Here is a 13,968-nt window from a genome sequence, read left to right on the forward strand (position 1 = left end):
ATTTTTAATCACTCTGCGAGGTAGCGGCGGATGGCACGCAGTACCGCATCCGGTTTTTCCGCGTGCACCCAGTGCCCTGCACCGGCAATGACGTGCGCTCTGGCCTGCGGGAACTGGGCGAGCAGATCGGCGCGGTAGGCTTCCGTAACGTACGGCGAGTTGCCGCCGGGAATAAACAGTGCCGGATGATCCCAGGCCGGAATGGCCTCCCAGCCCACGATATGCGGGTATTGTTCCCACAGCACCGGTACGTTAAAGCGCCAACCGCCGTCAACGAACGACTTCAGCAGGAATTGAATGACGCCTTCTTCATGCAAATACTCGCGCATGACCGTTGCCGCTTGTTGGCGAGTGGCAACTCCGGCGCTGGTGACGGCGTTAATGGCGGCAAAAATCTCATCGTGACGGCGCACGTGGTAGTCCACCGGCGCAATATCGATCGCGACCAGGCGGTCAATCCGCTCCGGAGCCAGCGCGGTCATCGCCATGACGGCTTTACCGCCCATGGAATGGCCAATCAGCGTGGCTTTTTCAATCTGGTTGGCGTCCAGGGTATCCAGCAGATCCTGCGCCATGGCCGGATAGTTCATCTCGTCGGCGCGAGGCGACAATCCGTGGTTACGCATATCGACCTGAATGATGTCGTGGTCAGAAACCAGGTCACGCGCCAGGATGCCCAGGTTATCCAGGCTGCCGAACAGGCCGTGAACCAGAACGATGGGGGAATTATTGTGCAGGTTTTGTGCAGTTTGCGCTCGGAAATTCAATTTCATAGCAAAGTTCTTTTTTTCGCATTGTCGGGTTAGGGTATCATGTTGAGCATTCTAACGCGCAGGGGGAAGTGAGGAACTCATCCGAATTTTGCCGTCCCCCTGGTTTGGCGCTACCCGCTGTTGGGTTTTGACTTTATAATCCCAATAAACTGTATACAGAAAAATAATTGCACCGGATTAAGATGAAAACGATCGAAGTTGATGACGAGCTCTATCGCTATATTGCAGCCCACACTCTGCGCATTGGCGAGAGCGCGTCCGACATTTTACGGCGTATGCTGAAATTCTCCGCCGCTTCCCAGCCGGCAGCCGCTGCTGTCGCGCCGGTCGTCAAAGCCGAACCCGTTGCCGCTCCGGCTCCGGCGGCTACCCCCGTTGCTGAGGTAAAAGCGGTCAAAACCGCCAAAGATAAAGTTCGCGCCATGCGCGAGCTGCTGCTTTCTGACGAATACGCTGAGCAGAAAAAGGCGGTAAATCGCTTTATGCTGGTGCTGACCACGCTCTATTCGCTGGACAACCAGGCGTTCGCCGAAGCCACCGAATCCCTTCACGGCCGTACCCGCGTCTACTTTGCCGAAAATGAGCAAACGCTGCTGAAAAACGGCAGCCAGACCAAACCGAAACAGGTTCCGGATACGCCATACTGGGTTATCACTAATACCAATACGGGCCGTAAATGCAGCATGGTCGAACACATCATGCAGTCAATGCAATTCCCGGCGGAATTGATTGAAAAGGTTTGCGGTACCATCTAATACTGACAATCTAACCCTTGCATAAGAAGGACCAGGCAATGGCAAACCATACCCGTGCGGGTCAACCCGCACAGCAGAGTGATTTGATCAACGTCGCTCAACTGACTGCGCAGTACTACGTGCTGCAGCCGGACGTGAGCAATGCGGAACATGCGGTGAAATTCGGGACCTCCGGTCACCGCGGTAGTGCAGGTCGTCACAGCTTCAATGAAAAGCATATTTTGGCCATTGCCCAGGCGATTGCTGAAGAGCGCGCGAAAAACGGAATTTCGGGCCCATGCTTCGTCGGGAAGGATACGCACGCGCTCTCTGAGCCGGCGTTTATCTCCGTTCTTGAAGTGTTAGCCGCCAATGGGGTGGATGTTATTGTGCAGGAAGACAATGGTTTCACGCCGACACCGGCGGTTTCCAACGCTATCCTGGTACACAATAAAAAAGGCGGCCCGCTGGCTGACGGCATTGTGATTACGCCGTCCCACAACCCGCCGGAAGACGGTGGCATCAAGTACAACCCGCCAAACGGTGGTCCGGCTGATACCAACGTCACTAAAGTGGTTGAAGACCGCGCCAATGCGCTGCTCGCCGCCGATCTGGCTGGCGTTAAGCGTATTTCTTATGATGCCGCGCTGGCCTCGGGTCACGTGAAAGAAGTGGATCTGGTGCAGCCGTTTGTTGAAGGGCTGGCGGATATCGTCGATATGGCGGCTATCCAGAAAGCCGGTCTGACGCTGGGCGTCGATCCTCTCGGCGGCTCCGGTATTGAATACTGGAAACGTATCGCGAAGCACTACAACCTGAACCTGACTATCGTCAACGATCACGTTGACCAGACGTTCCGCTTTATGCACCTCGACAAAGACGGCGCTATCCGTATGGACTGTTCCTCCGAGTGTGCGATGGCTGGCCTGCTGGCGCTGCGCGATAAGTTTGATCTGGCGTTCGCCAATGACCCGGACTACGACCGTCACGGTATCGTGACTCCGGCAGGGCTGATGAACCCGAACCACTACCTGGCGGTGGCCATCAACTACCTGTTCCAGCACCGTCCTCAGTGGGGCAAAGAGGTCGCGGTCGGTAAAACGCTGGTCTCTTCCGCTATGATTGACCGCGTGGTGAACGACCTGGGGCGTAAGCTGGTAGAAGTACCGGTGGGCTTCAAATGGTTTGTTGACGGTCTGTTTGACGGTAGCTTCGGCTTTGGCGGTGAAGAGAGCGCGGGCGCGTCTTTCCTGCGTTTCGACGGCACGCCGTGGTCAACCGATAAAGACGGCATCATCATGTGCCTGCTGGCGGCAGAAATTACCGCCGTTACCGGTAAGAATCCGCAGGAGCACTACAACGAGCTGGCCGCACGCTTCGGTGCGCCGAGCTACAACCGTTTGCAGGCTAGCGCAACGTCCGCACAGAAAGCGGCGCTGTCTAAGCTCTCTCCGGAAATGGTAAGCGCCAGCACGCTGGCGGGCGATCCGATCACCGCTCGTCTGACGGCTGCGCCGGGTAACGGTGCGTCAATCGGCGGTCTGAAAGTCATGACTGACAACGGCTGGTTCGCTGCGCGTCCGTCCGGTACGGAAGATGCCTACAAAATTTACTGCGAAAGCTTCCTTGGCGCTGAGCATCGTCAGCAGATCGAGAAAGAAGCGGTTGAAATTGTTAGCGAAGTACTGAAAAACGCCTGATGGCGCTTCGCTTATCTGGCCTACGTCTCCTGTAGGCCTGTACTCTGAGGAGCCGAAAGGCTCCTTTTTTGATCACGCGGTGTGCTGATGGCAGGTTAAGGTCTGGCAATCGAGACGCACGACGCAAACAGCCTTCATCATGTCCTCCCGATAGTCAAAGGATTGCCCCGGCGCCGACTGACGCATGATCGCGTCCAGCCCGCGTATCATCTCTTCACGGTCATGTAAGATAGTCGCCCGGCCGCTGGCGATGATACTGGAATACGCGAAGCTAAAATCACAGGCCTCTGGTGCCGGAATTAACCCGTGATCGCCATCGATTTCAAGGCTGATGTGCGGGTCTTTACGCAGTAAACGCATCTTTTTTCCGGTGCGGGCACCGTGGAAAAAGAACGTCCAGCGTTCGTCCTCATAGGTATAACCAAAGTTGACCGGCACAATATACGGGCTGCGCTCGTCGTTAAGCGCGATGCGGCAAATTTGCTGGCGTTGAATCAGGGGAATGATTTTTTCTGCGGTGCTGATGATGCGTTCGGGATTGCTCATGATGGCTGTCTTATCACAAAGAAGGGGCCGGGCTGCAGGGGGACTACAGCCCGGCCGGATGATTAACCGTGTTTGTTTTTCAATTCAAAGCGCGGTGATACCAGACCGTACAGCGTCCAGCCGAGGAAGGTCACGATGGAACCGTACAGCATCGCTTCTTCGCCGGAAGAGAACAGGGCGTAGAAGCTGTACATCGCGCCGATAAACGCCACGATGTTAGCCATACGCGCTTTGCCCGCCGGTACGTTTGCCATCCGCTGGATAATCGCCAGCGCCGCCATCGACAGGATGTACGGAATGATGTTGGTCACCACCGCCAGGTTAACCAGTACGTTAAACTGGTTGTTCAGCGACGGGCTGATGGTCATCAGCGATAGGCCAGACTGAATAATCACAATCACCAGCATGCCTTTCACCGGTGCATCTGCATGGCTGACCTGTGAAAAGACTTTCGGGAAGTAGCCTTCGTCCGCAGAGGATTTGAAGACCTGGGCGATGGTGAACTGCCAGCCGAGCAGCGAACCGCAGCAGGACATCACCATCAGCGCCATGATCACTTTACCGACTTCCGGCGTGAACATCTGCGCAAAGGCCAGGCCAAACGGTGCGGTTGAGTTGGCCAGATCCATGTTTGGCACAATCCCGGCAATCACGTTGGTGGAAATGATGTAAATCACCGCAGCCCCCAGCGTCCCGCCGAGTACGGCGATCGGGACGTTACGTTCCGGGTTTTCAACCACGTCGGCGTTGGCGCAGGCCGATTCCAGACCGAGGAAGGCCCACAGCGTCATGGCGATAGACGAGCCAACGGCGCTAAAGAACGGTACATGGTGCGGGTTCCAGGATTCGACATACATGGTCGGGCTGAACCAGAACCAGCCGATGACGCACAGGCCGACAACCGGGATAATCACCCCCCAGACGGTAATGCTGCTGATCTGCCCGGTAATACGTGCACCGCCAAAGTTGGCGACCGTACAGATCCACAGGACACCGATGGTGGCCAGCCCGATTTGCACCGGGCTCAGCGTGGCACCGAAGAGCTCGGTGCCGTAACCCACAGCGGAGATAGCAATCGCCACGTTGGCAATCAGCAGTGAAACCCCGTAGGTATAGTTGGCCATAAAGTTGCCAGACTTACCAAAGGCATGCTCGGCGTAGCCGCCCATGCCCCCGGATTTCTTACTGAACATCCCGCACTTAGCGAAGGCCCAGGCCAGCGCCATCGAACCGACGGCGGTGACCAGCCAGGAGATAATGGAGATGGTGCCGACTTCAGCGAGTTTGGTGGGCAGCATAATGATACCGGAGCCCATCATGTTCACCATCGTCAGGATGGTGAGCTGAACAACACCCATCTTATTTTTGGCTGTGCTCATAATTTCTCCCCTTTCAGCAGCGCCGGTTGCGGCTGCTGAGTCTTAATCACGTTGCACCACACTTCTTTGCGGCCATCATGTTCCTGGATATATACCCCTTGCAGTTCTGGCGCGAAGCCCGGCAGCAGGTTGATCCCTTCTTCCAGCGCTTTGAAGTAGCGCAGTACGGAATCACCCCAGATTTCGCCCGGGACAACGCACAGCACGCCAGGAGGATACGGCAGAGCACCTTCTGCGGCGATTTTGCCTTCCGCCATGGACAGCGGCACCAAATCGACTTCGCCACGGATATAAGCGAAGTTGGCCTCCTGCGGGTTCATGCTGACGCGCGGGAAGTGTGATTTACGGAACATCTCTTTCTGCAGTTGTTTCACGTTATGGCGGGCGTACAGGTTATGCATTTCCTGGCACAGTTGGCGCAGAGTGTAGCCTTCGTAACGATCTTTATGCTGCCCGTACAGCGACGGCAGAACGTCTTTCAGCGGCGCATCGGCTTCCAGCAGCGTTTCAAAGCGCACCAACAGCGCAACCAGCTGCTGCAGTTTGGCCATATCTTCGGCCGGTGTCAGCAGGAACAGGATAGAGTTGAGGTCGCATTTTTCCGGCACTACGCCGTGTTCGCGCAGGTAGTTCGCCAGAATGGTTGCCGGTACGCCGAAGGTGTCGTATTCGCCGTTGCCGTCAATCCCCGGCGTGGTCAGCAGGAGTTTGCAAGGGTCGACGAAATACTGATGTTCGGCGTAGCCTTCAAAACCATGCCAGCGTTCGCCCGGTACGAAGTGGAAGAAGCGCAGATCGTTAGCAATCTGCTCGGTCGGCCAGGACTGCCACGGTTTGCCGTCAACGTCGTTAGGCACAAACGGGCGAATATGGCGGCAGTTGTCGAGAATCAGCTTACGTGCTTCGATACCGTTCGCGACGCAGTCCATCCACATATTGCGGCCGGCCTGGCCTTCATGCATTTTGGCGTTCACGTCCAGCGCGGCAAACAGCGGGTAGAACGGGCTGGTGGACGCGTGCATCATAAAGGCGTTGTTCAGACGTTTGTGCGGAACATAACGCTGCTGGCCTTTAATATGGCTGTCTTTTTTATGAATTTGCGAGGTCTGGGAGAAACCAGCCTGCTGTTTATGCACCGACTGGGTGACCAGAATACCCGGATCGTTCTCGTTGAGTTCAAGCAGCAGCGGCGAGCAGTCGGCCATCATCGGAATAAACTGTTCGTAGCCTACCCACGCGGAGTCGAACAGGATGTAATCGCACAGGTGACCAATTTTATCAACGACCTGACGTGCGTTGTAAATGGTGCCGTCGTAGGTCCCTAACTGAATGACCGCCAGACGGAACGGGCGCTCGTTGCGCGCGCGGTTCGGTGCAACTTCGGCAACCAGCTCACGCAGGTAGCGTTCTTCGAAGCAATGGGCATCAATACCGCCGATAAAGCCGTACGGGTTACGTGCGGTTTCCAGATACACCGGCGTTGCACCAGCCTGCAGCAGCGCGCCGTGGTGGTTTGATTTGTGGTTATTACGGTCAAACAGCACCAAATCGCCCGGGGTCAGCAGCGCATTCAGCACCACTTTGTTAGACGAAGAGGTCCCGTTCAGTACGAAGTAGGTTTTATCCGCGTTAAAGACTTTGGCTGCGTGCTGTTGGGCAATGCACGGTGCGCCTTCGTGGATCAGCAGGTCACCCATCGCGACGTCGGCGTTGCACAGGTCAGAGCGGAAAAGCGTTTCACCAAAGTATTCAACGAATTGGTTACCGGCAGGGTGACGGCGGAAGAATTCACCGCCCTGGTGCCCCGGGCAGTCAAATGCGCTGTTGCCCTGTGCTACGTAGTCGACCAGTGCGCTGAAGAACGGCGGGCGCAGATTCACTTCATATTTGTGCGCAGCGGCTTCCAGCTGGCGGCCGTAGAAGTCGTTACGGGTTTCATCGTGCTCAAATACCCCTTGAATACGTGAGAGATATTCAGAAGGAACGATTTGATCTTTATTAATAGCAATGAAGACGGGCAGGTTATAACCCGTGGCATCTATTTCATCGAGTTTACCGCACTCAACGTCTTCAATTGATAATACGGCGGCCGCGACATCAATAAAGTGGGTGTCACAGGTGTTGATAATACTGCGCTGGGTAGTAAAGCAGTCCGGGCATGAACGACTTACGGCAATTTTTAATTCAGACATTTTTCGACTCTTCATTTTAGGTAATAGCAGTCCGTCAATTACTCGAAAGAGAAATTGATATCGCCGGAAAAAAAGCAAGACGATCCCGCTGACAATAAAATCAGGGCGTTGCTTTTTTCAGAATATGGCAAACCCTACCGGTCCGGTGGCCGGAAGAAACAGGTTTGTCAGAGCGAGCGCTGGCAGCAGGCGGTATGCCTGTATTTACAAGGAAATACTGCGAGGCGCCCGAAGTCGGAAGACTTATCGGGCGTTAAAGAAGTGAAAGTCGAAGCTATTACGGTGGGCAAACATCATAATATGTGTTGTCCGCCGGATATGGGGCATTTGTCGGTTATTGTTTTCCATTTCGTATCCCTCCGATGAATATCTTAAGGCGGAGTCATTTTATCTCTGATAAGGCGCAAAACTGTGAGGTTGATCAACAATAGGAGATCATTCATAAAATAATCAATTATTGGTAGGTGGTGTGCCAGGATAAAATGCTGTTTTGTTGAGATGTTGTAAACAACTTGTATTTTATTTATTTAAAGTAGAATTAAGCCACGCCATTTAAATATGCGGGTGGCTTACGTTAATTCTTAATAAAATAAGTATGTGATAGTAGGGTTATTATGAATAATTATTCATAACATAAAACGATAGCCAATACCGGTTTCGGTTAATAAATGCTGAGGGCGCGCGGGATCGATTTCCAACTTCTGGCGAAGGTGCCCCATATAAATGCGCAAATAATGACTATGTTCCACCGCATTCGGCCCCCACACCTGGCTCAGTAGCTGCCGTTGAGTGAGCACTTTTCCAGCATTGTTGAGTAACACCGCCAGCAGGCGGAACTCAATAGGGGTGAGGTGAATTTCTTCACTGCCGCGGGTTATGCGTCGTGAAGCCAGGTCCACGGTGATATCAGAGAAGGTCACTTGTGGATCGTGCGGCTGCGTGCTGGCATGGCGGCGCAGGGCCACGCGCAGTCGTGCCTGAAGCTCGCCGATGCCAAATGGTTTACTCAGATAGTCGTCGGCGCCGGCGTCCAGTGCGGCAATTTTATCGTGCTCTTCGCTGCGTGCGGACAGCACAATAATCGGCACCGGGCTCCACTGGCGAATATCGCGGATAAAATCGAGACCGTCACCGTCGGGCAGGCCAAGGTCAAGGATCACTAAATCCGGCTTACGCGTCGCCGCTTCCAGCAGACCGCGTTGCAGGGTATCGGCATCGAACACGCGCAGGTCTTCTGCTTCCAGCGCGGTGCGCAGAAAACGGCGGATAGCCTGTTCATCTTCAACAATCAGAACGCTGGTCACAGCTCCTCGGGTCCCTCTTCAAGTTCAGGTGGTTTTTCTAGTGGAAGTGTAACACGAAAACAGGCTCCCCCTTCCGGGCGGTTGCTGGCCGACAGCGTGCCGCCGTGGATCTCAACGATTGCCTGGCAAATGGCCAGACCTAGCCCGACGCCGGGAATCGCCGACTCTTTGTTGCCGCGGGCAAATTTGGCGAAAATTAGCTGCTCCTGGCCGAGAGGAATACCCGGCCCGCTGTCCCAGACGTCGAGCAGCAGACGGTTATTCTCAGTGGTGGCGCGAATGCCGATTTGTGCCTCGCTGCCTGCGTACTTCACGGCGTTTTCCAGCAGATTGTTCAGCACCCGCTCGAATAACGGGCCATCGAGGTGGACCAGCATGAGCGGGTCGGGTAGGGCGAGCGCGATCCGGCGGCCGCCGAGCGTGGGCTCTAGCGTGCGCAGCGCGCTGCCGACGACCTCTTCCAGCGTCAGCCATTCCTTATGAAGATTAAACCCGCCGGACTGAATGCGCGCCATATCCAGCAGGTTATTGACCAGCCGCGTGGTGTTCAGCACGTGCTGGCGAATTTCGTTTGCCTGTGGCGCGTAGGGCGAGCCGCTGCTGGCCAGATCGAGCGTCAAAATTTCCGCCTGTCCGAACAGCACGGTTAGCGGCGTGCGCAGATCGTGCGACAGAGCGGCCAGTAGGGAGTTGCGCAGGCTTTCACGTTCGCTGATAAGCCTGGACTGCTCCTCGCTTGCCGTCAGCGCCAGCCGCTCCAGCGCGCTGGCGACCAGCAGGGTGAACGTTTCCAGCAGCCGCTGTTGTTCCGGCACCATTAACTGGCGCAGATTATTGGGTTCCACCACCACCAGCCCGTGGGTTTTATCGGCGCTGCGCAGCGGCAGAATCAGATAAGGTACGCCGGGGAGGGTATCGGTTCCGGCCCCGGCGGGCAGCCCTTTGTCAAAACTCCAGTGGGCAATGGCTTCATCCCACGGCGTCATGCCCTCCTGATGGTTAAGCGCCGCCAGCTTACCGTGCTCATCCGGCAGCAGTACCTGGCTGCGGGCGTGGAACGTCGAGCGGATATACTGCTCGCAGGTCACGGCGATATCGCGGGCATTACGCCCGACCGCCAGCGTTTTGGACATCTCGTAGAGGTGTCGCGTTCGCTGCTCGCGGTAGCGGGCAACGCGTGCCTGGTAACGTACTCCAGCGGTCAGATTACCGATCACCAGCCCCACCGTCAGCATGACCCCGAAGGTCAACAGATACTGTACGTCGGACACGGCCAGGGTGCCGCGCGGCGCCACGAACACTAAGTCAAAGCTCACGACGTTGATGACCGTGGCCAGTACCGAGGGCCAGCGGCCGTAGAACAGGGCCACGATCACCACGCCGAGCAGGTAGAGCATGACGAGGTTAGCGGCTTCAAAGGCCACCAGCCACTGCGCGGCAATAAAGGTAATGGCCGCGCACAGCGCGAGCGCCACCGCGCAGCCGCGAATCTGTACGCGCCATTTATCCCGCCATGGCCGCCGATCGTGCGGGCGATCCGGCAGAGGCAGCGGCGTTTCATCCACGCCGATAACCAGCAGATCCAACTCTGGAGCATGGCGTGAGAGGCGATCGCCGAAGCGTTCGCCGCGCCACCATTGACGCTTTTGTTGGCGACCAATCACAATTTTGCCGAGATTATGCTCGCGGGCGTAGCGAATCACCGCGGCTTCTTCGGAGGGATCGGAGAGCGTAGCGGTTTCAGCTCCCAGCTCCTGCGCCAGGCGCAGCGATTTAAGGATTGCCCGTCGCTGAGGTTCCGGCAAACGGTGCAGCGCAGGGGTCTCGACGTAAACCGCGTGCCAGGCGCTGCCCAGACGAGCAGCCAGGCGGGCAGCGGTACGTACCAGCTTCTCGCTACCGGCATGGTGGCCGATGCACAGCAGAATGGCATCGTGGGTATGCCAGACTTTTTCCTGTCCCTGCGCGTCACGCCAGGCGCGCATTTGTTCGTCCACGCGTTCGGCGGTGCGGCGCAGCGCCAGTTCGCGCAGGGCAATCAGGTTCCCTTTACGGAAGAAATTTTCGATGGCCCGCTCGGCCTGGCCGGCAAGATAGACCTTGCCTTCATTCAGCCGCTGGCGCAGATCGTCGGGCGGTAGATCCACCAGCACCACTTCATCTGCGGCGTCAAAGAAGGGATCGGGTACCGTTTCCCGCACCTGAATCCCGGTTACCCCACTGACCACGTCGTTGAGGCTCTCAAGGTGCTGAACATTGACGGTGGTAAACACATCAATTCCGGCGTCCAGCAGTTCATCGATATCCTGCCAGCGTTTAGGGTGACGTGAACCGGGGGCATTGCTGTGGGCCAGCTCATCCATCAGCACCAGCGCCGGGCGACGGGCGAGGGCTGCGTCGAGGTCAAACTCGCTGACGTAGCGGCCGCGATAGGCGGTGCGCTTTGGTGGCAGCATGCTCAGGCCGTTGAGCATCGCGGCGGTTTCTTTACGTCCGTGGGTTTCGACCACGCCCGCCAGCACGTCCAGCCCCTGTGCGCGCAGCCGCTGCGCCTCAGCCAGCATGGCCCAGGTTTTACCGACCCCGGCGCAGGCGCCGAAGAAAATCTTCAGCTTGCCGCGGTGCGCATCGGCGGTTTGTTCCAGCAGGCGATCCGGGTCAGGACGCAGCGGCTCATCGGTCATCATTAATTATCCTTGTGGGCATCCAGCGCCATATTCAGCTCAACAATATTTACCACAGGTTGACCGAGAAAGCCGAGCAGCGGCTTATGGGTTGCGGCCTGAACCTGCTGCATGAGCCACTGCGGCGAAAGGTGGCGCGCTTTGGCAATGCGCGGTACCTGCCATAACGCAGCGGCGGGCGTCAGGTGTGGGTCTAGTCCGCTGGCGGATGCGGTCACCAGTTCAACCGGAACCCGGCTGCTGGCGTCCGGATTGGCAGCACGTAGCGCGGCAATTCGGTCGGTAAACAGCTTATCCAGCGCCGGGTTACTGCCCGCCAGGTTACTACCGCCGGAGGCCATCGGGTTATCCGGCGTATCGGCGGTGGCGGAAGGGCGGCCCTGGAAATAACCAGGATCGGTAAAGGACTGGCCGGTAAGCCGCGAGCCGCGAATATCGGTATGGTCAAAAATCAGCGAGCCGTTAGCCTGAGTATGGAACAACCACTGCCCCAGCGCGGTGGTCACGAGCGGATAAATACCGCCGGTGATAACCGCGAGGAACAGGAAGATAACAACGGCAGGACGCAATGCAGACATGGTTTTTTCCTCACACCAGACCCAGCAGGGTTAACAGTAAATCAATGAGTTTGATGCCGATAAACGGCACTACCAGCCCGCCGGCGCCGTAAATCCACAGGTTGCGGCGTAGCATTGCTGATGCCGACAGCGGGCGGTAGCTCACCCCTTTTAGCGCCAGCGGCAGCAGGAACACGATGATCAGCGCGTTAAAAATGACGGCGCTGAGAATCGCAGAGTCCGGCGAGTGCAGACGCATAATGTTCAGCACTCCCAGCTGCGGCCAACTGGCGGCAAAGGCGGCGGGAATAATGGCGAAGTATTTCGCCACGTCGTTGGCGATACTGAACGTGGTCAGCGAGCCGCGGGTCATCAGCATTTGCTTGCCAATGTGCACCACCTCAATCAATTTGGTCGGGTTAGAGTCCAGGTCGACCATATTGCCCGCCTCTTTGGCCGCCTGAGTCCCGGAATTCATTGCCACCGCAACGTCGGCCTGGGCTAACGCCGGGGCGTCGTTGGTGCCGTCGCCGGTCATTGCCACCATGCGGCCTTCGGACTGGTACTGGCGAATCAATGCCAGCTTGGCTTCTGGCGTGGCTTCAGCAAGGAAGTCGTCAACGCCCGCTTCGGCGGCGATGGCCGCGGCGGTCAGCCGGTTGTCGCCGGTGATCATCACCGTTTTAATGCCCATCTTACGCAGTTGAGCGAAGCGTTCTTTAATACCGCCTTTGACAATATCCTTCAGCGCTATGACCCCAAGCACGCGCGCGCCTTCGGCGACGACCAGCGGCGTGGCACCAAGGCTCGCGACGCTTTCCACTTTCTGTTCGACATCAAGCGGGAAGCGGCCGCCGTTGCTTTCAATATGACGGCGAATAGCATCAACGGAACCTTTGCGAATCATACGGTTGTCGATGTTTATCCCGCTCATCCGGCTCTGTGCGGTAAACGGGACGAAGGTCGCGTGCAGCGCCTGCACGTCGCGTTCGCGCAGGTTGAAGCGCTGTTTTGCCAGCACCACGATGCTGCGTCCTTCCGGGGTTTCATCCGCCAGCGATGACAGCTGAGCGGCATCGGCCAGCGTTTTTTCGTCTACGCCTTGTGCTGGAAGGAACTGCGATGCCTGGCGGTTGCCCAGCGTAATAGTGCCGGTTTTATCCAGCAGCAGCACGTCGACATCGCCCGCCGCTTCCACGGCGCGACCGCTGGTGGCGATAACGTTAGCGCCCAGCATGCGACTCATCCCGGCAACGCCGATAGCCGATAGCAGACCACCAATGGTGGTGGGGATCAGGCATACCAACAGCGCGACCAGCACGGTGACGCTTATTGGCGTACCGCTCCAGGCGGAGAACGGCCAGATGGTGGCGGTCGCCAGCAGGAAGACGATAGTCAGCGCCACCAGCAAAATGGTCAGGGCAATTTCGTTCGGCGTCTTACGACGCTGCGCACCTTCCACCATCGCAATCATGCGATCGAGGAACGTCTCCCCCGGGTTGACGCTACAGCGCACCACCAGCCAGTCGGAGAGGATGCGCGTCCCGCCGGTGACCGAGGCGAAGTCGCCACCGGATTCACGAATAACCGGTGCGGATTCGCCGGTAATGGCGCTTTCGTCTACCGATGCGCCACCCTCGATGACTTCGCCGTCGCAGGGAATAATGTCGCCTGCTTCAACCAGCACCACGTCGCCTTTGCGCAGATCGTCGGCCGGGATGTGATCCATTGCGGCACCGTAGCGAGCCTCACGCAATTTGCGGGCAAAAGCCGTTTTTTTGACCCCTTTCAGGCTGTTGGCCTGCGCCTTACTGCGGCCTTCGGCCATGGCTTCGGCAAAGTTGGCAAACAGTACGGTAAACCACAGCCACAGGGCGATGGCGCTACTAAAGCCCACGTTGCCAGGCAGGGCACCCAGCGCCATGGCGGCGGCCAGCGCGCTGGTCAGCACGCTGCCAATCCAGACGATAAACATGACCGGATTACGCCACTGCACGGTGGGGCTGAGTTTTTTCACGGCGTCGATCAACGCCTGGCGAACCAGAGACGGTTCAAACAGGCCCAGTTGTTTGCGACTCATAACCAATTGCTCCGCATGA

The 13,968-nt window shown here is 57.2% G+C and carries 11 protein-coding genes; 2 read left to right on the top strand and 9 right to left on the bottom strand.

Translation table 11 applies throughout. From position 1 onward, the window contains the following. Positions 1 to 8 precede the first annotated feature (8 nt). Positions 9 to 773 (bottom strand): esterase, encoded by a 765-nt coding sequence (gene ybfF, locus H7R58_RS06960; RefSeq protein ID WP_182929284.1) that lies wholly within the window; start codon positions 771 to 773, stop codon positions 9 to 11. A 182-nt stretch (positions 774 to 955) separates the two neighbouring features. On the opposite strand from ybfF, the gene seqA reads away from it, so the two are divergent. Beyond that, positions 956 to 1,528: a replication initiation negative regulator SeqA gene (gene seqA / locus H7R58_RS06965; protein WP_182929283.1), complete on the top strand. Its 573-nt coding sequence runs from the start codon at positions 956 to 958 to the stop codon at positions 1,526 to 1,528. Positions 1,529 to 1,566: 38 nt separating this feature from the next. Further along, on the top strand, positions 1,567 to 3,207 hold the full coding sequence (gene pgm, locus H7R58_RS06970) for a phosphoglucomutase (alpha-D-glucose-1,6-bisphosphate-dependent) (protein WP_106924662.1): 1,641 nt from the start codon (positions 1,567 to 1,569) through the stop codon (positions 3,205 to 3,207). A 72-nt stretch (positions 3,208 to 3,279) separates the two neighbouring features. Here pgm and H7R58_RS06975 read toward each other — a convergent pair whose 3' ends face one another. The 8 genes from H7R58_RS06975 to kdpB form a co-directional block, all read right to left on the bottom strand. Then, the gene (locus tag H7R58_RS06975; protein WP_106924661.1) at positions 3,280 to 3,753 is read right to left on the bottom strand and encodes a pyridoxamine 5'-phosphate oxidase family protein; all 474 of its coding nucleotides are present in this window, start codon (positions 3,751 to 3,753) and stop codon (positions 3,280 to 3,282) included. 62 nt (positions 3,754 to 3,815) lie between these two features. Further along, on the bottom strand, positions 3,816 to 5,132 hold the full coding sequence (gene potE, locus H7R58_RS06980) for a putrescine-ornithine antiporter (protein ID WP_182934681.1): 1,317 nt from the start codon (positions 5,130 to 5,132) through the stop codon (positions 3,816 to 3,818). Next, the gene (speF, locus tag H7R58_RS06985; RefSeq protein WP_106924659.1) at positions 5,129 to 7,324 is read right to left on the bottom strand and encodes an ornithine decarboxylase SpeF; all 2,196 of its coding nucleotides are present in this window, start codon (positions 7,322 to 7,324) and stop codon (positions 5,129 to 5,131) included. Before speF ends, potE begins: the two co-directional genes overlap by 4 nt. Positions 7,325 to 7,567: 243 nt before the next feature. Further along, positions 7,568 to 7,672 carry a leader peptide SpeFL gene (gene speFL / locus H7R58_RS06990; protein WP_106924658.1) on the bottom strand — a complete coding sequence of 35 codons (105 nt, stop codon included), beginning with the start codon at positions 7,670 to 7,672 and terminating at the stop codon, positions 7,568 to 7,570. Between the two features lie 278 nt (positions 7,673 to 7,950). Beyond that, positions 7,951 to 8,628: a two-component system response regulator KdpE gene (gene kdpE / locus H7R58_RS06995; RefSeq protein WP_106924657.1), complete on the bottom strand. Its 678-nt coding sequence runs from the start codon at positions 8,626 to 8,628 to the stop codon at positions 7,951 to 7,953. Then, positions 8,625 to 11,312: a two-component system sensor histidine kinase KdpD gene (gene kdpD, locus H7R58_RS07000; RefSeq protein ID WP_182930661.1), complete on the bottom strand. Its 2,688-nt coding sequence runs from the start codon at positions 11,310 to 11,312 to the stop codon at positions 8,625 to 8,627. The genes kdpE and kdpD overlap by 4 nt, the downstream gene beginning before the upstream one ends. 2 nt (positions 11,313 to 11,314) lie before the next feature. Further along, positions 11,315 to 11,890: a potassium-transporting ATPase subunit KdpC gene (gene kdpC / locus H7R58_RS07005; RefSeq protein WP_106924656.1), complete on the bottom strand. Its 576-nt coding sequence runs from the start codon at positions 11,888 to 11,890 to the stop codon at positions 11,315 to 11,317. Between the two features lie 10 nt (positions 11,891 to 11,900). After that, positions 11,901 to 13,949 (bottom strand): potassium-transporting ATPase subunit KdpB, encoded by a 2,049-nt coding sequence (gene kdpB, locus H7R58_RS07010; RefSeq protein ID WP_106924655.1) that lies wholly within the window; start codon positions 13,947 to 13,949, stop codon positions 11,901 to 11,903. Positions 13,950 to 13,968 lie beyond the last annotated feature (19 nt).

The sequence above is a fragment of the Klebsiella sp. WP4-W18-ESBL-05 genome (genome assembly GCF_014169075.1).
Taxonomy (GTDB): Bacteria; Pseudomonadota; Gammaproteobacteria; order Enterobacterales; family Enterobacteriaceae; genus Kluyvera; species Kluyvera ascorbata_B.

What these genes read in the sequence shown, in the direction of transcription:
- ybfF (WP_182929284.1), bottom strand. Translation starts at nt 773, where the DNA reads ATGAAATTGAATTTCCGAGCGCAAACTGCACAAAACCTGCACAATAAT.
- seqA (WP_182929283.1), top strand. Translation starts at nt 956, where the DNA reads ATGAAAACGATCGAAGTTGATGACGAGCTCTATCGCTATATTGCAGCC.
- pgm (WP_106924662.1), top strand. Translation starts at nt 1,567, where the DNA reads ATGGCAAACCATACCCGTGCGGGTCAACCCGCACAGCAGAGTGATTTG.
- H7R58_RS06975 (WP_106924661.1), bottom strand. Translation starts at nt 3,753, where the DNA reads ATGAGCAATCCCGAACGCATCATCAGCACCGCAGAAAAAATCATTCCC.
- potE (WP_182934681.1), bottom strand. Translation starts at nt 5,132, where the DNA reads ATGAGCACAGCCAAAAATAAGATGGGTGTTGTTCAGCTCACCATCCTG.
- speF (WP_106924659.1), bottom strand. Translation starts at nt 7,324, where the DNA reads ATGTCTGAATTAAAAATTGCCGTAAGTCGTTCATGCCCGGACTGCTTT.
- speFL (WP_106924658.1), bottom strand. Translation starts at nt 7,672, where the DNA reads ATGGAAAACAATAACCGACAAATGCCCCATATCCGGCGGACAACACAT.
- kdpD (WP_182930661.1), bottom strand. Translation starts at nt 11,312, where the DNA reads ATGACCGATGAGCCGCTGCGTCCTGACCCGGATCGCCTGCTGGAACAA.
- kdpC (WP_106924656.1), bottom strand. Translation starts at nt 11,890, where the DNA reads ATGTCTGCATTGCGTCCTGCCGTTGTTATCTTCCTGTTCCTCGCGGTT.
- kdpB (WP_106924655.1), bottom strand. Translation starts at nt 13,949, where the DNA reads ATGAGTCGCAAACAACTGGGCCTGTTTGAACCGTCTCTGGTTCGCCAG.